Source organism: Stappia sp. (assembly GCF_048268045.1).
Taxonomy (GTDB): Bacteria; Pseudomonadota; Alphaproteobacteria; order Rhizobiales; family Stappiaceae; genus Stappia.
Window position 1 is genome coordinate 110,033 of record NZ_JBLWWG010000007.1, and the last position, 22,492, is coordinate 132,524.

The following is a 22,492-nucleotide window of genomic DNA, read 5'->3' on the forward strand; positions in this document are numbered from 1 at the left end:
CGGCGCCCCCGGCCGTGCTCCTGATCTAGCTGGCGGGCACGCAGGTCAGCGCCCATGCCGTGGATTGCGAGATGTTGGACTGGTCTTCGGAATTGTACTCGCCCTCCGTGTACCGCAGGCGCATGTCCCCGAGCTCCAGAACGGTCCGGTCTTGGAATTGATTGCCGAAGGCCATGAACGTGAACATGGACACGATGTCGTCGGAGCGGGCGTAGTCGGCGCAGTTCTGCGGGCCGAGATCGTCGTGAAGCGAGCCGTCCTGATAGGTCAGCACCTTGCCGAAGCGCATGCAGGCGTTCTTGCGATCGAAGTCGAAGGCGACCGTTGCCAGGCCATCCTCCGTCGTCGTATCGCTCTCCTTGCCGCCGGTGAAGAGCGAGCCCGCGAAGAAATAGGTGCGTTTTCCCGTGCAGCGAAGCTTCGCCGTGCCGGAGTCGGCCATCGCGAAACCGGGACTGTCATCCGCAAACAGCCCTGAGGGAAATCCGGCAAGGTTGCCCAGCCTACTGACAACCCGGGTCGGCAGAAGGCGCATGTCGGCTCCGGCGGCCCGCATGAGCAGGAAGGGGCGGTCCCACATGCCGTAGGAGATGACCCTGCGCGTTTCCGGCAAACTCCACCAGACGAAGGCAAGAACGGCTGCGGTTCCGGCAAGCCAGAAGCCTGTGCGTGCGCGGCGGCGTTTGCGCTCTTGCCCGGAGGGCTGTGGGACCTCGCCACGCGGGGAAGAGCCTGAGGAGCCGCCACCCACCGCCCCAGCGAGATCGGCAAAGGCCGGATGGACATAGTGGCTCGTCTGCGTGCTCGCGCTTTGGGGCGCCTCGGCCGCCGTGGTCGGTGCCGCGGGTTTCTCAGGCTCCCCGCGCGGCGGCTGCGCCGCGGCCTTTGGCTGTGAGGGGATATCCGCCTTCGCCACGTTCAGCTTCAGTAGAGCCGTGCGCGTCTCGAGTGTCGTGCCGGTGAGCACCTGGCTCTTGAGGATGGTTGCGTCGAAGGGGGCCGCGAGCTGAAGCGCGCCTCGCGGGCCCTCCAGCCGCACGATCACATCGCCCCGCGCAACGTGACTGCCTGGGGCACGGGGAAACTCGACGACCCGCAAGGGATAGGCGCCAACGTCTGCCGGCGAGAATATGCTGATCTGGCGAGACATCTGTCGAACCTGATAGGAACAAGAGGCAGCACAAGCTTAGCGACGATCTCCTCCTGATAAAGCAAAAAGGCCGCCCGAGGGGGCGGCCTTTCGCATTTTTGCGGGGTGCGTGAGCGCGCGTCAGCGACGCTGCGAAACCGGCAGGTAATCGCGCGGCGCAGCGCCCGTGTAGAGCTGGCGCGGGCGGCCGATCTTCTGCGACGGATCCTCGACCATTTCCTTCCACTGCGCGATCCAGCCGACGGTGCGGGCCAACGCGAACAGCACGGTGAACATGGTGGTCGGGAAGCCGAGCGCACGCAGGGTGATGCCGGAGTAGAAGTCGATGTTCGGGTAGAGCTTCTTCTCGATGAAGTACTCGTCGCTGAGAGCGATGCGCTCCAGCTCCATGGCAACGTCGAGGAGCGGATCGTCCCGCACGCCGAGCTCGGCCAGAACCTCGTGGGTGGTCTTCTGCATGATGCGGGCGCGCGGGTCGTAGTTCTTGTAGACCCGGTGACCGAAGCCCATCAGACGGAAGGGATCGTTCTTGTCCTTGGCGCGGGCAATGTACTCCGGAATGCGATCGACGGTGCCGATCTCGGAGAGCATCGTGAGCGCCGCCTCGTTGGCGCCGCCGTGTGCCGGGCCCCAGAGGCAGGCGATGCCGGCCGCGATGCAGGCGAAGGGATTGGCGCCGGAGGAACCCGCCAGACGCACCGTCGAGGTCGAGGCGTTCTGCTCGTGATCGGCATGGAGGATGAAGATCCGGTCCATGGCGCGGGCAAGCACCGGGTTGACCTTGTAGTCCTCGCAAGGAACCGCGAAGCACATGTTCAGGAAGTTCGACGCGTAATCGAGATCATTGCGCGGGTAAACGAAGGGCTGGCCGACGTGGTACTTGTAGGCCATGGCCGCGATCGTCGGCATCTTGGCGATCATGCGCAGGGAAGCGACCATGCGCTGGTGCGGATCGGAGATATCGGTCGAGTCGTGGTAGAAGGCTGACAGCGCGCCGACCGTGCCGACCATGACGGCCATCGGGTGAGCATCCCGGCGGAAGCCGGAGAAGAAGCGCGACATCTGCTCGTGGATCATCGTGTGATAGGTCACACGGTTTACGAAGTCGTCCTTCTGCGCCTTGGTCGGCAGCTCGCCGTACAGCAGAAGATAGCAGCTCTCGAGGAAGTCACCGTGTTCCGCAAGCTGCTCGATCGGGTAGCCGCGGTAAAGCAGCGTGCCGGCGTCGCCGTCGATATAGGTGATGGCGGATTCGCAGGAGGCGGTGGAGGTGAAGCCGGGATCGTAGGTAAAGCGGCCGGTCTGGCGGTAAAGGGCGGCGATGTCGATCACATCCGGACCGACAGAGCCCTCGCGCACGGCAAGGTCGTAAGACTCATCGCCGATGGTCAGCTTGGCATTCTTATCGCTCATATAGGCTACCCCCATTTTGAGACAGGAGCCGGCGGGTAATCAGGCCGGTCTCTCCGGAGAGGGGAGAGACGGACCGACCGCGCGGCAGGAGGAAAGGTCGGATGTTGCGTATCCCATTTGTCCGCTCCCCGCAAGCGCGGCGCCCTAGGGCGTTCGTCTCATGGTGAGCGAAGTGTCATGTTTTTCCGCAAGGGCAGGAGGTTCTGCCCCAGCGGAAAAACGGACGCAAGCCGCCGGTTTGCGGGGAGCGGACAAGATCGTCAGGCGTCGGCCTGGTCGCGAATGCGGTCGAGCGATTCCGTCCGGCCGAGCACTTCGAGAACGTCGAAGATCGGCGGAGACGTGGTGCGGCCGGTGAGCGCCGCACGCAGCGGCTGGGCGACCTTGCCGAGCTTCAGTTCTGCTTCCTCGGCATAAGCGCGCACGCAGGCCTCGGCGGTTTCCGCCGACCAGCTCTCCAGCGCCGAGAGGCGCTCGGCCAGAGCCGCGAGCACGCCGCGCGCGCCCTCCGCATCCAGAAGCTTCGTCGCCTTCTCGTCCACGGCGAGCGGGCGCTGGACCCAGAGATAATCGGCGCTCTGCGTGAGCTCGACCAGCGTCTTGGCGCGCTCCTTGAGCCCGGGCATGGAGGCCTCGAGCTTCGCCTCGTTGGCCGGTTCTTCCAGCCAGGCCAGCACCGGTGCGCCGTTTTCCCAATGCGGCAGGAAGGTCTTCAGATCGCCCATCAGCGCGTCGGCTTCGCTGGCGCGCATGTAGTGGCCGTTGAGGTTCTCCAGCTTCTGGAGGTCGAAGCGCGAGGGCGAGCGGCCGATGGCGTCGAGGTCGAACCACGAAATCATGTCATCGGTGGAGAAGATCTCATCGTCGCCATGGCTCCAGCCGAGCCTTGCCAGATAGTTGCGCATCGCCGCCGGCAGGAAGCCCATGGCCCGATAGGCCTCCGCGCCGAGCGCACCGTGGCGCTTGGAGAGCTTGGCGCCGTCTGCCCCGTGAATGAGCGGAATGTGCCCCATGACCGGGACCTCCCAGCCGAGAGCCTGGTAGATCAGCGTCTGGCGGGCGGCATTGGTCAGATGGTCGTCGCCGCGCACGATGTGGGTTACGCCCATGTCGTGGTCGTCGACCACCACGGCCAGCATGTAGGTGGGGGTGCCGTCGGAGCGCAGCAGCACGAGGTCGTCGAGATCCTTGTTCGGGAACACGACGCGGCCCTGCACCCGGTCCTCGATGACCGTTTCGCCTTCAAGCGGGGCCTTGAGACGGATCGCCGGGGCGACGCCTTCGGGCGCCTCGGAGGGGGCGCGGTCGCGCCAGCGGCCGTCGTAGCGCGGCGGCAGGCCCTTGGCGCGCTGCTCCTCGCGCATGGCGGCGAGGTCTTCCTGGGTGGCGTAGCAGCGATAGGCCTTGCCGGCGGCGATCAATTCCTCGGCAACCTCGCGATGGCGTGGCGCGCGGGCGAACTGCGAGATCGGCTCGCCGTCCCAGTCGAGGCCGAGCCAGGTCAGACCGTCGAGAATCGCGGCGATTGCTGCGTCCGTGGAGCGTTCCCTGTCGGTGTCCTCGATGCGCAGCAGCATCTTGCCGCCGAAGCGCTTGGCATAGAGCCAGTTGAAGAGCGCCGTGCGTGCTCCGCCGATATGCAGGAAGCCGGTGGGCGAGGGCGCGAAGCGGGTGACGACAGGAGCGGTCATGGAGAGCCTTGTTGTTCGTTGTGCGTCGGTCGTGGGTTGGCGGTCTCGGGTGCCGGGACGCCCGGTCGGCCAAGAGCCTGCGGTTCAGCCGGCCGGGAGCGGCCGTTGCCGGCGTTCGCATGCGGCCACCAGGGAAATACTCGTCTTGCGCGAAACGCGGTTGCGATGCACGCTCACACGTCCGTTGGCGGCGAGCCACCGTTTAGCATGGCCTCTTGTCACGGCCAAAGCCGGAAATCGCAGTCCGGAGGCGCGTTTTCCGGCATGGCGCCTTCCCGGCGGACAGGAGACCGCAGGCGCGGGGGGCGCTTGCCGGAGGGATCTCGGCGATGGCGAAGGGGGAGGAGTGGGGCGACGGGGCGGACAAGGGCCCCGCGCGCACTCGTTCGTTCCCGTTTCGTTCAGATTCGCGGTCGCTCTCTCGGGATGATCCGCGCGGGAATTCTGGCAGGAAGGGCCGCGCTCACGCCGGCGATCTTGTCGACGCGTTGGACAATGATCATGCGCGCCAGGGATCGCGCGACGAAGCGGGGCAGGGGGCGCTCAGGCGGTTCATGCTTCGACGACGGAGCCGGTTCTCGGGCGCTGGATACGGCGACGCGAGGTGGCAGGGGCTTGGCGACGCGGTTGTCGAGGCGCTGGCCGCCGGGCGCGGGCTCCCCTGGGCGAGCCTTGCCTTCATTCTCGGCATTGCCGGCTATTTCGCGCTTCCAGCCGAGCCGTCCGCCGGCTTTCTGATTGCCCTTTCGGGCGGGCTCGGCGTTCTCGTCTTGCGGGGGCGGCGCAGGGGCGAGGCCGCACTGCTGCTCTTGCTGGGCGCTCTGGTCGTCTCCGGGCTTGCAACCGGGGCGCTGCGCACGGTGCTGGTGGCCGCACCGGTGCTCGAGCGGGCGCGAACGGTGACGCTTGAGGGCTTTGTCGCCACGGTGGAGGAGACCGAAAGCGGTGTCCGTCTCGAGGTCGCGGTCGTCGCCGCCAAGGGACTTCGGGCGGATGTCATGCCGGAACGTGTGCGGGTCACGGTGCGCTCGCGTCTCGATGCGCCCTTGCGCGTCGCGGATGGCGTGCGGGTGCGTGCCCGGCTGATGCCGCCGCCCGGGGCGGTGATGCCGGGAAGCTATGACTATTCCTTCCGCGCCTTTTTCGACGGGATCGGGGCGACCGGCTTCGCATTCGGCGCTCCGCAGCGGGTTGATCTTGGAACCGCCCCGCTGCTCCTGCGCCTCAAGGCGGGGCTCGGGGCGTTGCGCATGACGATCGCCGGCCGCGTCCAGGCGGCACTCGGGGAGACGGTCGCAGGCGCGCTGGCCGTCGCGCTCATCGTCGGCGACCGAACGGCCATTCCGCCAGATGTCACCGAGGTACTGCGGACGGCGGGCCTGGCCCACATCCTGGCGATCTCCGGCCTTCACATGGCGCTCTTTTCGGGGGCGGTGTTTTTCGTCGCACGCGCTGGTCTGGCGCTTTCGCGCAAGCTGGCGGACGAACAGCCCATAGACATCTGGGCGTCGGGCGCGGCACTGGCGGCGGCGACCTTCTATCTGCTCGTCTCGGGAACCTCGGTCGCCACCCAACGCGCCTTCGCGATGACCGTTCTGGTGTTGCTGGGCAGGCTGGTCGGCCGGCGGGCGCTCACCTTGCGCAATGCCGCGCTTGCAGCGCTCGTGATCCTTGTGGCGACGCCGGAGGCGCTGCTCGATCCGGGGTTCCAGATGTCGTTTGCCGCGGTCGTCGCGTTGATCGCCGCCTATGAGGAACTGCTGGCCCGCAGGACCCCGGCGCGGCGCGAGCCCGACGGTGGCGGCGCGGGCGTTACGGCGGTGGCGGTGAGCGGCTTGCGCGTCTCCACCCGCTGGCTCGGTGCGATCCTGCTGACCTCGCTGATCGCCGGCACCGCGACAGGCGCCATCGGCGCCTATCATTTCCACCGGGTCGCGCCGCTCGGTCCTCTCGTCAATCTCCTGGCGATGCCGGTGGTGACGCTCATCGTCATGCCTTTCGCGGTGCTGTCTCTGGCACTGATGCCGCTGGGGCTCGAACTGTTGCCGCTGGCCGCGATGGGGGCCGGACTCGATCTCGTCGTCGCCATGTCGCGATGGGCGGCAGAGCGGACGCCGGGGGACGGCATCGTTGGCGCGCCGTCGCTCATCGCCACGCTGCTGGTGGTGACGACGGGCGCGCTCCTTTGCCTGGCCCCGCGTGGCACACGCAAGCTTGCCGGGATTCCATTGGCGCTGGCGATCTGGCTGCAGTCGGTCGATCGGCATCCGGACATGCTGATTGCGGAGAACGGTCGCCATGTCGCGCTGCGCGATCCGGCGGGGCGGCTGATGGTGACGGCAAGGCCGACAGGCTTTGCCGGCGAAATGTGGCTGCGCGCCGACGGGGTGGGGCCGAAGTCCTTTGCCGAACGCCACCTGACGCGCGGGCGCATGAATTGCGATGCTCTCGGGTGCGTGGCAACCGCCCATGCGGCAACGTCCGGCTCGCCGCTTGTCGTGGCGCTGACGCGCGCGCCGGAGGGGCTTGCCGAGGATTGCGAGCGCGCCGACATTCTCGTCACGCCGCTGCAGGCGCCGACCGATTGCGCGGCGCGCTGGATCTTCGACGGCCCGCGCCTTGCGCGTGACGGCGCCACGGCGCTCTATTTTGACGTCGACGAGACCGCAGCGGAACCTGGTCGCGAAGAGGCCGCCGCCCTGTCGGTCGGCACTGAGGAACCTGCGAGGCCGGCCCGGCAGGGCAGTGCGGCCGAACCGGGGCAGCGGAGAATCGGCCCGCCGGCCCGCGTCGGTGTTTCGCTCGGGAATGCCAGCGATGACGACCTGGACGAAAAACCTCCGGGTCTGGCCGGCAGCCTCGCTGCGATCTCCGTCGAGAAGAGGGCAGGTCGCCCTCGCGCGCGGCAAGGAGAAGGCGGACAGACAGAGGGAGAGCAGGCAGAGGCAGAGCAACTGGGGGGAAAGCAGACCGGGGGGATGCAGATAGAGGAGAGTGAGGCGCAAGATACGCGGCAGCGGCAGGTGCGGGCAGATGCAACTGCAACGCCGATGCGCGCGATGCAAGCGCCAGGCGTGCCCTCCGCCTCCTTGTCTGGATCGGGGGCAAAGGGGCAAGGCCACCCGGCGTTGCGGGTGACGGCAGTGCCTTCCTATCGCTGGCGACGTCCGTGGACGCCATCGGTTCCCGTCGCTCAGTAGCGACGGAAGAGCGAGACGAGCTTGCCCTGAACCTTCACCCGGCCGGGACCGAAGATGCGCGTTTCATAGGCAGGGTTCGCCGCCTCCAGCGCGATCGACGCGCCTTTCTTGCGCAACCGCTTCAGCGTCGCTTCCTCGTCGTCGACAAGGGCCACGACGATGTCACCGCTGTCGGCACTGTCGGAACGGCGGATCACCACCGTGTCGCCGTCGAGAATGCCGGCCTCGATCATCGAATCGCCGCGCACCTCGAGTGCGTAATGCTCGCCGTTTCCGAGAAGGTCGGCCGGCATGGAGATCGTGTGGCTGTGGGTCTGGATCGCCTCGATTGGCACGCCGGCGGCAATTCGCCCCATCACGGGAATGGAAATATTCTCCGATTCGGTGACAGGCGCGGGCGGGGCGGTCTCGCGCGGCCGGCCGAGCGAGCCTTCGATGACGGAAGGCGAAAACCCCTGACTGCGCGGCGCGGCCAGACCGGGGGAAACGGATTCGGGCAACTTGATGATTTCGAGCGCGCGCGCGCGATTCGGCAGCCGGCGAATGAAGCCGCGCTCCTCCAGCGCGGTGATCAGGCGATGAATGCCGGACTTCGAGCGAAGGTCGAGCGCATCCTTCATCTCGTCGAAGGAGGGCGGCACGCCGGCTTCCTTGAGCCTCTCATGGATGAAGAGAAGCAATTCGTGCTGCTTGCGCGTCAACATTCTGCGGCATCCCCCATCGGCGCTCCGCGCGCCGGCGACTCATGTTCCCGGACAAATCATGAACATAGTCTAGCCGTTCCCGGCTTGTTCCACAACCGCCGTTTCGCGGCGAGGTCGTCAGCGGCGGTCGAGGCGGAGGACGGGGACGCGGGTTTCAGCGGCGAGCGCGGCGCCGTGGGGCGGGCGGACCACCAGCGCCTCGGCCAGTGCGAACGTGGCGAGCATCGAGGAATCCTGTCGCGGGAAGGGGAGAACCCGCTCGATCCCATCCTCGCCGATGACAAGGCTGGCGCGCAGGTAGTCCTCGCGCCGGTCGTTTTCGCCGACCGCCGCCGCCAGCGGCAGCATTTCCGCGCCGCGCTTGCCGGCTTCCGGCAGCCCCGAGAGCGCGTCGATCAGCGGACGCAGGAAGAGCAGGGCGCAGACGAGGCTGGAGACCGGATTGCCAGGCAGCCCCAGCACGCGCATGTCACCGATGGCACCAGCCATCAGCGGCTTGCCGGGGCGCATGGCGATACGCCAGAAGGCGAGCTCCATTCCCGCAAACCCGAGGGCATCCTGCACGAGATCGTGGTCGCCGACCGACGCGCCGCCCAACGTCACGAGAATGTCGGCACGGGCCGACCGTGCCGCCTGGATGCGCTCGGCCAGCGCGTGCTGCGTGTCGCGGGCGATGCCGAGGCGGATGGCCTCGCCGCCGCAATCCTCGACGAAGGCGGCAAGGCCCGTGTCGTTGGAAGCGATGATCTGGTCGTCAGCCGGATTGCCGCCGGGCTCGACCAGTTCGTCGCCGGTCGCCAGGATCGCCACGCGCGGCCGGCGGCGCACCGCGAGATGAGCGTGGTTCATCGCCGCGGCGAGCGCCAGGTCGCGAAAGCCGAGCCTGGTTCCGGCGCAAAGCAGCACATCTCCCTCGGCAAAGTCGAGGCCGGCGGCGCGCACGTAACGCCCTTCGGGCTCGCTCTCCAACGCGGTCACAATGTCGCCGTCGCGCGTCGCATTCTCCTGGATGAGGATCGTATCGGAGCCCTCGGGCAGCGGCGCACCGGTGAAGATGCGCACGGTCTCTCCCGGACCCACCCGTCCGGCGAAGGCATGGCCGGCGGGGGCCTCGCCGATTAGCCGCAGGGTCGCCGGCGTCGCGGCGATGTCGGCGGCGCGCACGGCGTAGCCGTCCATGGCGGAGGCGGCGAATGGCGGCTGCGTGCGGCGGGCGGCGAGATCGGCGGCGAGGACGCGGCCATTCGCCTCGGCGAGCGCGACGGTTTCCACCGCCAGCGGCTCGACGCCGCCGACAAGCCGTGCAAGCGCCTCCTCGACGGAAATCAGGCTCATGGCGTGTCGGGCTCCAGGTCGTCGCCGTCGAGCACCCAGTCGCCGGACTTGCCGCCCGACTTGGCGGTGACGCGAATGTCGCCGATGACCATGCCCCGGTCGACGGCCTTGGCCATGTCGTAGATCGTCAGGCAGGCGATGCTGGCCGCCGTCAGCGCCTCCATCTCGACGCCCGTCTGACCGGCGAGACGCACCGTGGCGCTGACCCTGAGGCCTGGCAGCGCGTCGTCCGGCTCGATGTCGACGGAGACCCGGGACAGGGCGAGGGGATGGCAGAGCGGCACGAGTTCATGGGTGCGCTTGGCTGCCATGATGCCGGCGATGCGCGCGGTGCCCAGAACGTCGCCCTTCCTGGCGTTGCCCGAGCGGATCATCTCCAGCGTCTCGGGCTTCATGCGCACATGCCCCCTGGCCGTCGCCTCCCGCGTGGTCACGGCCTTGCCGGACACATCGACCATGTTGGCCGCGCCGCTGTCGTCGAGATGGGTGAGCTTCGGGGTGTCGGCGGTCATGTGCTCATGCGTCCCTTGCACGGGCGAAAGGTCACTCGGCCGCGGCGGCGTCGTCGCGCGCCAGCAGCCGGCGGGTGGCGCCGGTGACGTCGTCCTGGCGCATCAGGCTTTCGCCGATGAGGAAGGTGGAAATGCCGGAGTTGCCCATGCGGGCAAGATCGTGCGGCGTGAAGAGGCCGGATTCGCCCACCACCAGCCGGTCGGAGGGTACCATCGGCGCAAGCGCCTCGCTGGTCGCCAGATCGGTCTCGAAGGTGCGCAGATTGCGGTTGTTGATGCCGACGAGCGGAGAGGAGAGCAGCAGCGCCCGTTCCATCTCCACCGCGTCGTGCACCTCGATCAGCACGTCCATGCCGAGGTCGAGCGCGGTGTTCTCGAGCATCGCTGCGGTTTTGTCGTCGACGGCGGAGAGAATGATCAGGATGCAGTCGGCGCCCCAGGCACGCGCCTCGTAGACCTGATAGGTGTCGAAGAGAAAGTCCTTGCGCAGCGCCGGCAGGGAAGTCGCGCCGCGCGCGGCGGCGAGGAACTCCGGTGCGCCCTGGAACGAAGGTCCATCGGTCAGCACCGAAAGACAGGCCGCTCCGCCCTCTTCATAGGCGCGGGCAAGTGCGGGCGGGTCGAAATCGGGGCGGATCAGCCCCTTGGAAGGGCTTGCCTTCTTGATCTCCGCAATAAGACCGTATTCGCCGGCGCGGCGCCGCGTGACAAGCGCGTCGTAAAAGCCGCGCGGAGCGTCGGCGGCGGCCGCGCGCCGTTCGATCTCCGCCTGCGGCACACTGGCCTTCGCGGCGGCGATCTCCTCGCGCTTGTAGGCCTCGATCCGCTTGAGGATGTCAGTCATTGCCGCTCTCCCGGTTGGACACGGCGACAAGGCGCTTCAGCCGGTCGAGCGCGGCGCCATCGTCGATCGAGCGGGCGGCCATGGCCACGCCCTGGGCGAGCGTGCCCGCCTTGCCGGCGACCACCAGGGTCGCGCCGGCGTTCATCAGAACGGTGTCGCGATAGGCGCTCTTTTCGCCGTCGAGCACGCCCTTGAGCGCGACGGCGTTGTCCGCTGCCTCTCCGCCCTTCAGGTCCTCCGGCCGGCAGGTCGGCAGGCCGACGTCGGCTGGCGAGATCTCGAAACTGCGGATCTCTCCGCCCTTCAGCTCGGCGACGCTCGTGGTGCCGGTTCCGGTGATCTCGTCGAGGCCATCGGAGCCGTGCACCACCCAGGCGGCTTCGGAGCCGAGCGCATGCAGCACCTCGGCGATCGGCTCGACCCAGCGGCGCGCGAAGACACCGACCATCTGGCGCTTCACGCCGGCCGGATTGGAAAGAGGGCCGAGCAGGTTGAAGATCGTGCGCGTGCCGAGTTCGGCGCGGGCGGGGCCGACATGCTTCATCGCCGAATGGTGGTTCGGCGCGAACATGAAGCCGAGGCCCGTCTCGCGGATGCAGGTGGAGATCTGCGCCGGCGAGACCTCGATGTTGACGCCGAGCGCCATCAGGACGTCGGCAGCGCCCGATTTGGACGACAGCGAGCGGTTGCCGTGCTTGGCGACGGGCACGCCGCAGCCGGCGACGACGAAGGCCGAGCATGTGGAGATGTTGTAGCTGCCGGAGGCGTCGCCGCCGGTGCCCACCACGTCGACGGCATCTTCGGGAGCCGTGACCGGAAGCATCTTCGCCCGCATCGTCGCCACCGCGCCGGCGATCTCGTCGACGGTCTCGCCGCGAACCCGCAACGCCATCAGGAAACCGCCGATCTGGGACGGTGTGGCTGCGCCCGACATGATCACGTCGAATGCCTGGCGTGCTTCGGCGCGTGTCAGCGCGTTGCCGTCGGCCACCTTGGCGATCAGGGCCTTGAGGTTGCTCATCGTCTTTCCCCTCGCGCGTGCGCGCGCCCCGCGACTGGTGCGGGGCGCGGTCGCGTCAGCCCCCCTGGCCGATGACGCGGTTGATGTTGGCCTGGTTGAAGCTGACGCCGAGGCGCTTCTCGCGCTCCTGCACGTACTGGCCAATGACCGAGGTCTGGAGCGCCTGCGCGAGCCGCTGGTCGAGGGCGGCGATCTCGCCTGCCTCGCGGAAGAACGCAGGGACGCTCGTATCGGTCACGACGTAGACGTAGCGGGTGCCGTCAGGACCCGTGGCGGCGCCGGAGACGCCGACAGGGCCGGTGAAGGCACCGGAAACGGCAGCCTGGGGCAGCGGCGTGTCGGTCGAGGCGCGCTTGACGCCCTGCGCGGTCTTGACCTCCAGCCCCTTGCCGGCGGCGATCTGATCGAACGCACCGCCATCCTTGAGAGCGGTCTCGATCTCGGCGGCCATGGCGTCGAGCTTCTTGCCGCGCTCCTGCTCCTTCCAGGCGGCGACGACATCGGCGCGAACCTCGTCGAGCGTACGGTCGCGGGCCGGCGTCACCTTGGTGACCTCGAACCACATGAAGCCGTCGCGGCCGAGCTGCAGAACATCGGCCTCGACGCCGATGTCGCTCTCGAACACATCTCCCACCAGCTCGGGAACGTCCGGGAGCTCGACGGCCTGGCCGTTCTCGCCCTTGCCGTCGCTGTCGAAGGCGGCGGGCGTCTCGAGCTTCAGCTTGAAGCGCTCGGCGACCTCGGCGAGCGTGGCGCCACCGGCGCGGGCATCCTCGATCTCGTCGTGCAGGTCGAGAATCTCGCGCTCGGCCTTGCGCAGCGCGACTTGCGTGCGAAGCTCGTCGGAGACATCGGCAAGCGGCGTCTTGTGGGCCGGCGTCACCTCGACGATGCGCAGCAGGACAGGAGCGAAACGGCCCTCGACAAGGCCGGAAACCTCACCCTCGCCAAGCGCGAAGGCGGCCTCGGCGATGGCCGGGTCGACCAGTTCAGCGCGGGTCAGCGAACCAAGGTCGATCTGGTCCGCAGTGGTGCCGAACTCGGTCAGGATCTCGTCGAAGCTCTTGCCCTCGGCAAGCAGCGCCTCGGCCTTTTTCCTGGCATCGGGTCCGGACAGGGTGAGCTGCAGGATGTGGCGGCGCTCCGGCTCTCCAAAGCGGTCGCCCGAGGCTTCGTATTCCTGCTTGATCTCGTCTTCCGTCACCTCATCGGGACGGGAGATCTCCTGCGGCGTCAGCTTCAGCAGCGAGACCGCGCGGTATTCGGGAGCTGCGAAGCGGGCCTTGTTGGCGTCGAAATAGGCCGACAGCGCCGCCTCGTCCGGATCGGCGATCTCGCCGGCCGATGACTTCGGCAGCACGACATAGGCGATCTTGCGCTCCTCGTTGGCGTGCCGGTTGAAGGCCTCCAGCATCGGTGAGGGCGTGGTGATGCCGCCGCTGATCGAATCGGCGATCTGCCTGCGTTCCTCGAAGCGGCGGCGCTCGGCGATGAACTCGTCCTCGCTCATGCCGTTAGCCTGAAGCACGCGGGCCAGCAGGGCGCGGTCGAAGCCGCCGGCGTCGGGCCGCTGGAACGACGGTGCGCTCTGGATCAGCCTGACGAGTTCCTCGTTGGAGACGCCGAGATTGAGATCCGCCGCCGTCTGGTCGAGCGCGGCTTCCGCCACGAGCTGGCCAAGCACCTGGCCCGGCAGCCCGAAGGATGCGCCTTCCACGGTCGAAAGCGGTCGGCCGATGCTGCGGCCGATGCGCTGGAGCTCGCGCCGATAGGACAGGTCGAACTGCTCCAGCGATACGCTTTCGTCGCCGACAGTGGCCACCTTGTCGCTGCCGATCGTCAGCATGTTGCCTGAGATGCCCCAGACGGCGAAGCTCATCACGAGCAGCAGCATGAGGAGTTTTGAAATCCAGGACTTTGCGCCATTGCGCAGAGCATCGAGCATTGCGGCTTCCGTCGTTCTCGGGCGATAAAAAGGGTGCCGGTTCCGCAGGACGGTACCGAGGAGGGCGGATCATAGAGAGGCGCGGCTGCCGGGGCAAGGCGCTGCGAGGGCCGAAATCCACCCGCTTCGGCTTGATCGGATGGGAATTTCTGGTAGGCCACCCTTGGCCGTTCGCCCGCATCCGGCCGCGAGGGATCCGACGACGGGTCCGACCCCTGGGAGACACGACACATGACCACCGCGCTTCGTCCGCTGATCGCCGGAAACTGGAAGATGAACGGCCTTGCGGCCTCGCTCGCCGAGCTGGAGGCCGTTGCCGCGGGCATCGCCGGCGCCACGGTCGATGTGGCGATCTGCCCGCCGGCAACGCTCGTCGCGCGTGCTGCCGAGGCGGCAGGGGGCACGCCCCTGCTGGTCGGCGGCCAGGATTGTCACGCCGCCGAAAACGGCGCGCATACCGGCGATATCTCGGCGGAAATGCTCAAGGACGCGGGCGCATCGCTGGTCATCGTCGGCCATTCGGAGCGCCGCGCCGACCACGGCGAGGGTGACGCAGCGGTAAAGGCCAAGGCCGAGGCGGTCTGGCGGGCCGGGCTCGTCGCCATCGTCTGCGTTGGCGAGAGCGAGGCCGAGCGCCGCGCGGGCGATGCGGAGGCTGTCGTCGGTCGCCAGCTCGCCGGGTCGCTGCCCGAGGGCGGTAATGGCGACAATCTCGTCGTCGCCTACGAGCCGATCTGGGCGATCGGCACCGGGTTGACGCCGACGGTCGAGGATGTCGCAGCGATGCACGCCTTTATGCGCCGCGAACTGATCGGGCGCTTCGGGGAGGCCGGTTCCGCGATCCGTCTGCTCTACGGCGGGTCGGTGAAGCCGGCGAATGCCGCGGAACTTCTTTCCGTTGCCGACGTCAATGGCGCGCTGGTGGGCGGTGCAAGCCTGAAGGCGGCGGATTTCCTCGGTATCGTTGCCGCGCTCGGTTGATTTTCGCGCCTCTTGCCTGGAGCCTTTGCCGTGTCTGCGGCGAGGGCGCGGTACGGGGTATTCGAGATGGTGCCCCTTTCGGGGACGAACAAGGGTGGAAAGACGCTCGGGCTTGGTGTAGAACCCGGCGCAATCCCCAATTCAAAGACTGGTTGTCGATGGAAACCGTTCTCATCGTTGTTCACCTGATGGTGGTGCTTTCACTGGTGCTCGTCGTTCTGCTGCAGCGCTCGGAAGGCGGCGCGCTCGGCATTGGCGGAGGCGGCGGCGGCATGATGTCCGCGCGCGGCAGCGCCAACGTGCTCACCCGTGCGACCGCGGTTCTCGCGGCTGTCTTCTTCGCCACGTCGCTGGCGCTTGCGATCGTTGCCCGCATGGGTGACCGCCCGGCCTCGATCCTCGATGCCGCGCCCGGAGCCCCCGTGGCGCCGGCCGCAGGCACGACGGGCACGGGCAACGGCGTCCTTGACCAGCTCAAGCCGCCGGCTCCGGCCGAGCCGCAGCCGAGCGGACCTCAGGTCCCCGCAGCCCAGTAAGGGCCGGCTGCCGGTCCTGCCGGCGACAAGCTTCTCGACGAATGCCCCGCGATGCGGTTCGCGGGGCATTTTCTTGTGTGTTAACTCAGTGTCGGGCGGACGAATCACTGCCCGCAGCGATATGGTATTTGTCCATGGCGCGTTACATCTTCATCACTGGCGGCGTGGTGTCTTCGCTCGGCAAGGGGCTTGCGTCTGCGGCCCTTGGAGCGCTTCTTCAGGCTCGCGGATACAGGGTCCGGCTGCGCAAGCTCGACCCCTACCTCAATGTCGATCCGGGCACGATGAGTCCGTATCAGCACGGCGAGTGCTTCGTAACCGACGACGGGGCGGAAACCGACCTCGATCTCGGCCATTACGAGCGCTTCACCGGTCGTCCCGCAAACAAGCAGGACAACATCACCACCGGGCGGATCTATCAGGAGATCATCGCCAAGGAGCGCCGCGGCGACTACCTCGGCGGCACGGTGCAGGTGATTCCCCACGTCACCGATGCGATCAAGGCCTTCGTGCTCGATGGCAACGAGGACTTCGACTTCGTGCTCTGCGAGATCGGCGGCACGGTTGGCGACATCGAGGGGCTTCCGTTCTTCGAGGCGATCCGCCAGCTCGGCAACGAGCTGCCGCGCGGCCATGCCGTCTATATCCACCTGACGCTGATGCCCTTCATCGCCACGGCGGGTGAGCTCAAGACCAAGCCGACGCAGCATTCGGTCAAGGAGCTGCGCTCCATCGGCATTCAGCCCGACATCCTGATGGTGCGCTGCGACCGCAAGATCCCGGACGGGGAGCGGCGCAAGCTGTCGCTGTTCTGCAATGTGCGCGAGAGCGCCATCGTGCCGGCGTATGACGTCAAGTCGATCTACGACGTGCCGATCGCCTATCACGAGGAAGGCCTCGACGAAGAGGTGCTTTCGGCCTTCGGAATCACCGGCGCGCCGGCGCTGGACCTGACCCGCTGGACCGAGATTTCCGAAAACCTCGCCAATCCCGAGGGCGAGGTGACCATCGCCATCGTCGGCAAGTACACGGTGCTCAAGGACGCCTACAAGTCGCTGATCGAGGCGCTTGTGCACGGCGGCATCGCCAATGGCGCGCGGGTGCGGACCGAGTGGATCGATTCCGAGATCTTCGAGAAGGAAGATCCGACGCCCTGGCTTGAGAACGTGCACGGCATCCTGGTGCCTGGCGGATTCGGCGAGCGCGGCGCGGAAGGCAAGATCGCCGCGGCGCGATTCGCACGCACCCACAAGGTTCCGTATTTCGGCATTTGCTTCGGCATGCAGATGGCGGTCATCGAGGCGGCGCGCAATCTCGCCGGCATCAAGGACGCCAACTCGACGGAGTTCGGCGAGACGCCGGAGCCCGTCGTCGGCCTGATGACGGAATGGTCGCGCGGCAACACGATGGAAGTGCGCAGCTCCGACGGCGAGATGGGCGGCACCATGCGCCTCGGCGCCTATCCGGCGCGGCTCGAGGCCGGTTCGCGGATTGCCGAGATCTATGGCAGCGAGCTGATTTCCGAGCGCCACCGTCATCGTTACGAAGTCAACATCGGCTATCGCCAGCGGCTGGAGGAGGCGGGCCTGCGCTTCGCGGGCACCTCTCCGGACGGGGAGCTGCCGGAGACCGTCGAGATCGACGATCATCCCTGGTATATCGGCGTGCAGTATCACCCCGAGCTGAAATCGCGGCCGTTCGAGCCGCATCCGCTGTTCGCCTCGTTCATCGCGGCGGCCATGGAGCAGAGCCGGCTGGTCTGACGGCCTTCCCGCGCCGGTCCCGGCGCGGGCACTTCTTGACCTGGAGGAGCCCATGCGGGCGCGTGGACTCGATCATCTCGTCTGGCCGGTGCGCGATCTTGATGCGGCAGCCAGCCGCCTTGAGCGCGTCGGCTTCACCGTGACGCCGCGCGCGCGCCACCCCTGGGGCACGGAAAACCGTCTGGTCCAGCTCGACGGTTTCTTCATCGAGCTGCTGTCGGTGGGCGAGGGGGCAATGATCCCCGAGACCTCCGAGCGGGTCTTCTCCTTCGGCGCGTTCAACCGCGATTTCCTCGCGCACGGCGAGGGCGGATCGATGATCGTGCTGGAGAGCGGTGATCCGCAGGCCGACCGGGATGATTTCCTTCGTGCCGGGCTCAAGGTGTTCGAGCCCTTTTCCTTCGGCCGGACGCAGGAACTGGAGACGGGCGAGAAGCGCGAGGTCGGCTTTGATCTCACCTTCGTCGAGAACCCGTTTGACGCGGAGCTTGGTTATTTCACCTGCCGCAACCGCTTCCCCGCGAGTTTCTGGTCCAGGGCCTACATGACCCACGCCAATGGCGCGCAGGGTCTGGCAAGCCTCGTCCTGACCTGCGACGAACCGGCCTCCCAACACGAGTTTCTTTCTGCCTTCACGGGTGTGCGCGAGATGCGCGCGACGAGCCTCGGGCTTTCGGTCGAGACGCCGCGCGGCGAGATCCGCGTGCTGACGCCGGCGGCCTACGCGGCGCTTTTCGGCGACAGCGCTCCGGCACCGAAGGACGGACTGCGTATCGCGGCGCTGGTGATCGAGGGGGCGGACCGCCGCGCTCTTGGCGAACGCCTCGCGGATCAGGGCATTGCCCATGGCGAAACACCGGAGGGTCTTCGGATCCCCGCAAGCGACGGCAATGGCGTCGCGCTTGTTTTTGTCTGACGCCCGCGTGTAGGCTTTCCTCTGCGGGAACCGGCTGGGGGATCGGGCGCAAGGCGTCCGCGCCCGAGGCCTTGCCGGCGAATTGAAAAGGGACGGATCGATACATGTCTGCCATGCCTAAGCTGTCGGTGCCCGCGGCCGCGACGGGGCTCGCGCTCCTGCTGCTCTCCGCGTGCAGCCCTTCCGACGACACCGCCGCGCCCAAGGCGCAGCCGCCGACGGTCTCCGTCGCCGCCGCCGTCGAGCAGGACGTGCGTCAGTCGGTCGAGTTCGTCGGACAGATCCAGGCGATCGACGACGTGCAGATCCTCGCCCGCGTTTCGGGCTTTCTCGAGACAAAGAACGTCGCTGACGGCGCGATGGTGAAAAAGGGCGAGCTTCTCTTCACCATCGAGAAGACCTCCTATGAGGCGGCCGTCGCGTCCGCCGAGGCGGATCTCGCCAACACCAAGGCCAGCGCGGCGCTGCAGGCCGCCGACCTCGAGCGCGATACGGACCTCTACCAGAAGGGCCATATCTCCAAGGCTAAGTTCGATGCGACCAATGCCTCCAAGGAGCAGGCGGACGCCAATGTCGACGCCTCCCAGGCGCGGCTGAAGACCGCCGAGCTCAACCTTAGCTACACCAAGATCTCCGCGCCCTTCGACGGCCAGATCAGCAAGACCGCCTTCAGCGTCGGCGACGTCGTCGGCCCCACTTCGGGCCCGATCACCCGCCTGGTCAGCAAGGCGCCGGTCTATGTGAATTTCGCCATCAGCGAGAAGGACTATCTCGACACGATGCAGGGCGGAGGCAAGGCCGGCGACATGGTCGCCGAGAATGTTCCGGACGTGCATCTGGTGCTGCCCAACGGCGAAAAATACGGCGAAAACGGTGAAATCGTCTTCATCGACAACGCGGTCGATTCGAGGACCGGCACGATCTCGATCCGCGCCCGCTTCGTGAACAAGAACCTGCTGCTGGTTCCCGGCACCTTCGTCACGGTGGTGATCGAGGCCGCCAAGGGCCAGAAGGCGCTTGTGATTCCGCAGGCGGCGATCCAGCGCGACCAGCGCGGCGCCTTCGTGCTCGCGGTCAACGACAAGAACCTTGTCGAGCAGCGTTACGTCGAGCTTGGCCAGCAGGTGGACACGAATTTCGTCGTCACCAAGGGGCTCCAGCAGGGCGAGCGGGTCATCACCCTCGGGCTGCAGAAGGTCCGTCCTGGCGTGCCGGTGCAGACCGCCCCCGACGCCAAGCCGGTGGAGTAGACCCCGATGTTCTCGCGGACCTTCATCTACCGGCCGAAATTCGCGCTGGTCATCTCGATCGTCATCACCATCGCGGGTGTGCTCGGCTACATCTCGCTGCCGGTCGAGCAGTTTCCGAACATCACCCCGCCGGTGGTAAGCGTCTCCGCGACCTATTCGGGCGCCAGCGCCCAGGTGGTCGAGGAAACCGTGGCGGCGCCGCTCGAGGAGCAGGTCAACGGCGTCGACAACATGATCTACATGTCGTCGAACAGCACCGACAACGGCAGCTATTCGCTCAACGTCACCTTCGAGGTCGGGACGGATCCGGACATCGCCACGGTGAACGTGCAGAACCGCGTCGCGCAGGCAACCAGCATGCTGCCGCAGGACGTGACCAAGAACGGCGTGACGGTGCAGAAAGCCTCCACCAACATGCTGCTCGTGGTCACGCTCTATTCGCCGAACAACACCTATGACGAGGTGTTCATGGCGAACTATGCGTCGATCAACCTGAAGGACGCGCTCGCCCGTATTCCGGGCGTCGGCAAGGCCGACGTGCTGACCGACTTCGCCTATGGCATGCGCATCTGGCTCGACCCGGATCGCCTGTCGAGCCTGAAGATGACGCCCGGCGACTTCATCTCGGCCATCAGCGAACAGAACGTGCAGGTCGCCGCCGGCCAGATCGGCGCGCCGCCGGTGCCCGAGGGGCAGCAGTTCCAGTACACGGTGAAGGCCAAGGGACGTCTGTCGACGCCCGAGGAGTTCAAGCAGATCATCCTGCGCACGGGCGCGGATGGTGCGCTGGTGCGCGTCGGCGATGTGGCACGGGTCGATCTGGGCTCCCAGTTCTATTCCGCCAACGGTCGTTTCGACGGCCGTCCCTCCACGGTTCTGGCCGTTTACCAGGCGCCTGGCGCAAACGCGCTGGACGTCGCCGATGGCGTGCGTGCCAAGCTCGAGGAACTGTCGAAGTCGTTCCCGGACGATCTCTCCTACGCCATTCCCTTCGACACGACCGAATTCGTGCAGCGTTCGCTCGACGACGTGGTGATGACGCTTGCCATCACCTTCGCGCTCGTCGTCGCCGTCGTCTTCATCTTCCTGGGCAACTGGCGTGCGACGATCATCCCGACCATCGCCATTCCGGTGTCGCTGATCGGCACCTTCGCGGTGCTTCTGGCGGCGGGAATGTCGCTCAACACCATCAGCCTGTTCGCGTTGGTGCTGGCCATCGGCATCGTCGTCGACGATGCCATCATCGTGGTCGAGAATGTCGAGCGCATCATCAACGACGAGGGTCTCTCGCCGCGCGAGGCGACCGTCAAGGCGATGACGCAGATCACCACGCCGGTGATCGCGACGACGCTGGTGCTGCTTGCCGTCTTCGTTCCGACGATCTTCATGCCCGGCATTACCGGGCGTCTCTACTCCCAGTTCGCGATCACCATCTCGGTGTCGGTGTTGATCTCCTCGATCAACGCGCTGACGCTTTCGCCGGCGCTCTGCGGCCTCATCCTGCGCGCCCGCAAGGGCCCGTCGACGGGCATCTTCGCTCTCTTCGACAAGGTGATCGGGGCGGCGCGTGATGGCTACGTGGGCGTTGTCTCGCGCCTTCTGCCGCGCTCCTTCATCGGGCTTCTGGCGGTTGCCTTCGCCGTCGGCGGCATCGTGTTCCTCAACGGCAAGCTGCCCAAGGGCTTCCTGCCGCTCGAGGATCAGGGCTACCTGATGGTCGATGTGCAACTGCCCGATGGCGCGGCGCTGCCGCGGACCGGCGTCATCACCGCCGACATGGAAGACAGGCTCAAGAAGGTCGACGGCGTCCAGCATGTGATCACCGTCAACGGCTTCTCGATCCTCAACTCCGGCCTGTCGACCAACACCGCGATGGTGATCGTCAAGCTCACCAACTGGAACCAGCGCGAGGCGCCCTCGCTCAGTGCGAATGCGATCCTGGCCGAGCTCTGGCGGGATTTCTCGACCATTTCGGGGGCCAACATCATCGCCTTCAACGCCCCGCCGATCCCGGGTCTGGGAACGACCGCGGGCGTGGAGATGAAGGTGCAGCAGACCGGCGGCGGCACGCCGCAGGACCTGGCATCGGCCATCGGCTCGATGGTCTATTCGTCCAACCAAATGCCGTCCGTCGCGCAGGCCTACTCGACCTTCCGGGCCAATGTGCCGCAGCTCTTCGTTGACCTTGATCGGTCCCGGGCGAAGCTGCTGGGCGTGGCGATCACGGATGTGTTCAGCACGCTGCAGTCCTACCTCGGATCCTACTACGTCAACGATTTCAACCTCTTCGGACGTGTTTACAAGGTCATGATTCAGGCCGAGGGCCGGTTCCGTGACCGTCCGGAGGACATCGGCCGGCTCTATGTGCGCTCGCAGGCGGGCGACATGGTGCCGCTGCGCGCGCTGGTCCAGGTCGATACGGTGCTCGGGCCGCAGATCCTGAACCGCTACAACATGTTCCGCGCAGCGTCGGTGAATGCTTCGCCCACGGCGGGTGCTTCGACCGGCTCGGTCATGACGGAAATGGCGACGACGGCGCAGGAAGCGCTTCCCTCCGGCTACACCTTCGAGTGGACCGGAACGGCGCTGCAACAGCAGGGTTCGGGCGCGATTGTCGTCTTCGTGCTGCTGTTGTCGGTGCTCTTCGCCTATCTCTTCCTTGTCGCCCAGTACGAGAGCTGGACGATGCCGGTGGCGATCCTGCTGACGGTGTCGATCGCGGTTCTCGGTGCCTTCGTGGCGGTGATGGTGACCGGTCGCGATGTGAACCTCTACACGCAGATCGGCATCATCATGCTCGTCGGCCTTGGCGCCAAGAACGCCATTCTGATCGTCGAGTTCGCCATGGAGGAGCGCGCCGCCGGCCGTTCCATCCGCGAGGCGGCGCGCAAGGCGGCGCATCTGCGGTTCCGCGCGGTGATGATGACGGCTCTGGCCTTCCTGCTCGGCGTTGTCCCGCTGCTGACGGCGAACGGAGCGGGTGCGGCCAGCCAGCAGGCCATCGGCTTCGCCGTCTTCGGCGGCATGGCCTTTGCCACCCTGTTTGGCGTCGTCTTCGTGCCGGTGCTCTATGTGGTCATGCAGATCCTGCGCGAGCGGGCCAAGGGCATCTACAAGGGCATCGACGCCGAGAGCGAGCCGGAAAGCCCGGAAGCGGCGAAAGCCGCGCCGGCCTGATCGGGCCGGCGCCTCGCGGTTTCCCAGGATTCGAACGGGCAGGGGGCTTGCGCT

The 22,492-nt window shown here is 67.0% G+C and carries 16 protein-coding genes; 7 read left to right on the plus strand and 9 right to left on the minus strand.

Annotated features, from left to right (window positions below; translation table 11 throughout):
* Positions 1-25 precede the first annotated feature (25 nt).
* The 3 genes from ACN0WF_RS12860 to gltX all read right to left on the minus strand — a co-directional run bounded on the left by ACN0WF_RS12860 (position 26) and on the right by gltX (position 4,254).
* Positions 26-1,150: a hypothetical protein gene (locus tag ACN0WF_RS12860; RefSeq protein WP_417773226.1), complete on the minus strand. Its 1,125-nt coding sequence runs from the start codon at positions 1,148-1,150 to the stop codon at positions 26-28.
* A gap of 120 nt (positions 1,151-1,270) precedes the next feature.
* Positions 1,271-2,563: a citrate synthase gene (gene gltA, locus ACN0WF_RS12865; protein WP_417773227.1), complete on the minus strand. Its 1,293-nt coding sequence runs from the start codon at positions 2,561-2,563 to the stop codon at positions 1,271-1,273.
* 260 nt (positions 2,564-2,823) lie between these two features.
* Positions 2,824-4,254, minus strand: a complete 1,431-nt coding sequence (gene gltX, locus ACN0WF_RS12870; RefSeq protein WP_417773228.1) for a glutamate--tRNA ligase — start codon at positions 4,252-4,254, stop codon at positions 2,824-2,826.
* Between the two features lie 554 nt (positions 4,255-4,808).
* Between gltX and ACN0WF_RS12875 the strand changes: the two genes are divergently transcribed.
* A complete protein-coding gene (locus ACN0WF_RS12875; protein WP_417773229.1) occupies positions 4,809-7,454 on the plus strand; it encodes a ComEC/Rec2 family competence protein in 2,646 nt (881 codons plus the stop codon).
* Here the strand turns inward: ACN0WF_RS12875 and lexA are convergent.
* The 6 genes from lexA to ACN0WF_RS12905 all read right to left on the minus strand — a co-directional run bounded on the left by lexA (position 7,448) and on the right by ACN0WF_RS12905 (position 13,815).
* Positions 7,448-8,158, minus strand: coding sequence for a transcriptional repressor LexA (gene lexA, locus ACN0WF_RS12880; RefSeq protein ID WP_417773230.1), 711 nt, complete (start codon positions 8,156-8,158; stop codon positions 7,448-7,450). The genes ACN0WF_RS12875 and lexA overlap by 7 nt on opposite strands.
* A 117-nt stretch (positions 8,159-8,275) precedes the next feature.
* A complete protein-coding gene (gene glp / locus ACN0WF_RS12885) occupies positions 8,276-9,493 on the minus strand; it encodes a gephyrin-like molybdotransferase Glp (protein WP_417773231.1) in 1,218 nt (405 codons plus the stop codon).
* The gene (gene moaC / locus ACN0WF_RS12890; protein WP_417773232.1) at positions 9,490-10,005 is read right to left on the minus strand and encodes a cyclic pyranopterin monophosphate synthase MoaC; all 516 of its coding nucleotides are present in this window, start codon (positions 10,003-10,005) and stop codon (positions 9,490-9,492) included. The genes glp and moaC overlap by 4 nt, the downstream gene beginning before the upstream one ends.
* 31 nt (positions 10,006-10,036) lie before the next feature.
* A complete protein-coding gene (gene trpC, locus ACN0WF_RS12895) occupies positions 10,037-10,849 on the minus strand; it encodes an indole-3-glycerol phosphate synthase TrpC (protein ID WP_417773233.1) in 813 nt (270 codons plus the stop codon).
* On the minus strand, positions 10,842-11,870 hold the full coding sequence (gene trpD / locus ACN0WF_RS12900) for an anthranilate phosphoribosyltransferase (protein ID WP_417773234.1): 1,029 nt from the start codon (positions 11,868-11,870) through the stop codon (positions 10,842-10,844). The genes trpC and trpD overlap by 8 nt, the downstream gene beginning before the upstream one ends.
* 55 nt (positions 11,871-11,925) lie before the next feature.
* Entirely contained in the window at positions 11,926-13,815 is a 1,890-nt protein-coding gene (locus ACN0WF_RS12905) for a SurA N-terminal domain-containing protein (RefSeq protein ID WP_417773235.1), read from the minus strand.
* Between the two features lie 231 nt (positions 13,816-14,046).
* Here ACN0WF_RS12905 and tpiA point away from each other — a divergent pair, with 231 nt between their 5' ends.
* The 6 genes from tpiA to ACN0WF_RS12935 all read left to right on the plus strand — a co-directional run bounded on the left by tpiA (position 14,047) and on the right by ACN0WF_RS12935 (position 22,438).
* Positions 14,047-14,796, plus strand: coding sequence for a triose-phosphate isomerase (gene tpiA / locus ACN0WF_RS12910; RefSeq protein WP_417773236.1), 750 nt, complete (start codon positions 14,047-14,049; stop codon positions 14,794-14,796).
* A gap of 158 nt (positions 14,797-14,954) precedes the next feature.
* Entirely contained in the window at positions 14,955-15,332 is a 378-nt protein-coding gene (secG, locus tag ACN0WF_RS12915; RefSeq protein ID WP_417773237.1) for a preprotein translocase subunit SecG, read from the plus strand.
* Between the two features lie 134 nt (positions 15,333-15,466).
* The gene (locus tag ACN0WF_RS12920) at positions 15,467-17,095 is read left to right on the plus strand and encodes a CTP synthase (protein WP_417773238.1); all 1,629 of its coding nucleotides are present in this window, start codon (positions 15,467-15,469) and stop codon (positions 17,093-17,095) included.
* Between the two features lie 52 nt (positions 17,096-17,147).
* Positions 17,148-18,011 carry a VOC family protein gene (locus ACN0WF_RS12925; protein ID WP_417773239.1) on the plus strand — a complete coding sequence of 288 codons (864 nt, stop codon included), beginning with the start codon at positions 17,148-17,150 and terminating at the stop codon, positions 18,009-18,011.
* A gap of 104 nt (positions 18,012-18,115) precedes the next feature.
* Complete coding sequence (locus ACN0WF_RS12930) at positions 18,116-19,261, plus strand: efflux RND transporter periplasmic adaptor subunit (RefSeq protein ID WP_417773240.1); 1,146 nt, start codon at positions 18,116-18,118, stop codon at positions 19,259-19,261.
* A 6-nt stretch (positions 19,262-19,267) separates the two neighbouring features.
* Complete coding sequence (locus tag ACN0WF_RS12935) at positions 19,268-22,438, plus strand: efflux RND transporter permease subunit (RefSeq protein WP_417773241.1); 3,171 nt, start codon at positions 19,268-19,270, stop codon at positions 22,436-22,438.
* Positions 22,439-22,492: the final 54 nt, after the last annotated feature.

What these genes read in the sequence shown, in the direction of transcription:
- ACN0WF_RS12860 (WP_417773226.1), bottom strand. Translation starts at nt 1,150, where the DNA reads ATGTCTCGCCAGATCAGCATATTCTCGCCGGCAGACGTTGGCGCCTAT.
- gltA (WP_417773227.1), bottom strand. Translation starts at nt 2,563, where the DNA reads ATGAGCGATAAGAATGCCAAGCTGACCATCGGCGATGAGTCTTACGAC.
- gltX (WP_417773228.1), bottom strand. Translation starts at nt 4,254, where the DNA reads ATGACCGCTCCTGTCGTCACCCGCTTCGCGCCCTCGCCCACCGGCTTC.
- ACN0WF_RS12875 (WP_417773229.1), top strand. Translation starts at nt 4,809, where the DNA reads ATGCTTCGACGACGGAGCCGGTTCTCGGGCGCTGGATACGGCGACGCG.
- lexA (WP_417773230.1), bottom strand. Translation starts at nt 8,158, where the DNA reads ATGTTGACGCGCAAGCAGCACGAATTGCTTCTCTTCATCCATGAGAGG.
- glp (WP_417773231.1), bottom strand. Translation starts at nt 9,493, where the DNA reads ATGAGCCTGATTTCCGTCGAGGAGGCGCTTGCACGGCTTGTCGGCGGC.
- moaC (WP_417773232.1), bottom strand. Translation starts at nt 10,005, where the DNA reads ATGACCGCCGACACCCCGAAGCTCACCCATCTCGACGACAGCGGCGCG.
- trpC (WP_417773233.1), bottom strand. Translation starts at nt 10,849, where the DNA reads ATGACTGACATCCTCAAGCGGATCGAGGCCTACAAGCGCGAGGAGATC.
- trpD (WP_417773234.1), bottom strand. Translation starts at nt 11,870, where the DNA reads ATGAGCAACCTCAAGGCCCTGATCGCCAAGGTGGCCGACGGCAACGCG.
- ACN0WF_RS12905 (WP_417773235.1), bottom strand. Translation starts at nt 13,815, where the DNA reads ATGCTCGATGCTCTGCGCAATGGCGCAAAGTCCTGGATTTCAAAACTC.
- tpiA (WP_417773236.1), top strand. Translation starts at nt 14,047, where the DNA reads ATGACCACCGCGCTTCGTCCGCTGATCGCCGGAAACTGGAAGATGAAC.
- secG (WP_417773237.1), top strand. Translation starts at nt 14,955, where the DNA reads ATGGAAACCGTTCTCATCGTTGTTCACCTGATGGTGGTGCTTTCACTG.
- ACN0WF_RS12920 (WP_417773238.1), top strand. Translation starts at nt 15,467, where the DNA reads ATGGCGCGTTACATCTTCATCACTGGCGGCGTGGTGTCTTCGCTCGGC.
- ACN0WF_RS12925 (WP_417773239.1), top strand. Translation starts at nt 17,148, where the DNA reads ATGCGGGCGCGTGGACTCGATCATCTCGTCTGGCCGGTGCGCGATCTT.
- ACN0WF_RS12930 (WP_417773240.1), top strand. Translation starts at nt 18,116, where the DNA reads ATGTCTGCCATGCCTAAGCTGTCGGTGCCCGCGGCCGCGACGGGGCTC.
- ACN0WF_RS12935 (WP_417773241.1), top strand. Translation starts at nt 19,268, where the DNA reads ATGTTCTCGCGGACCTTCATCTACCGGCCGAAATTCGCGCTGGTCATC.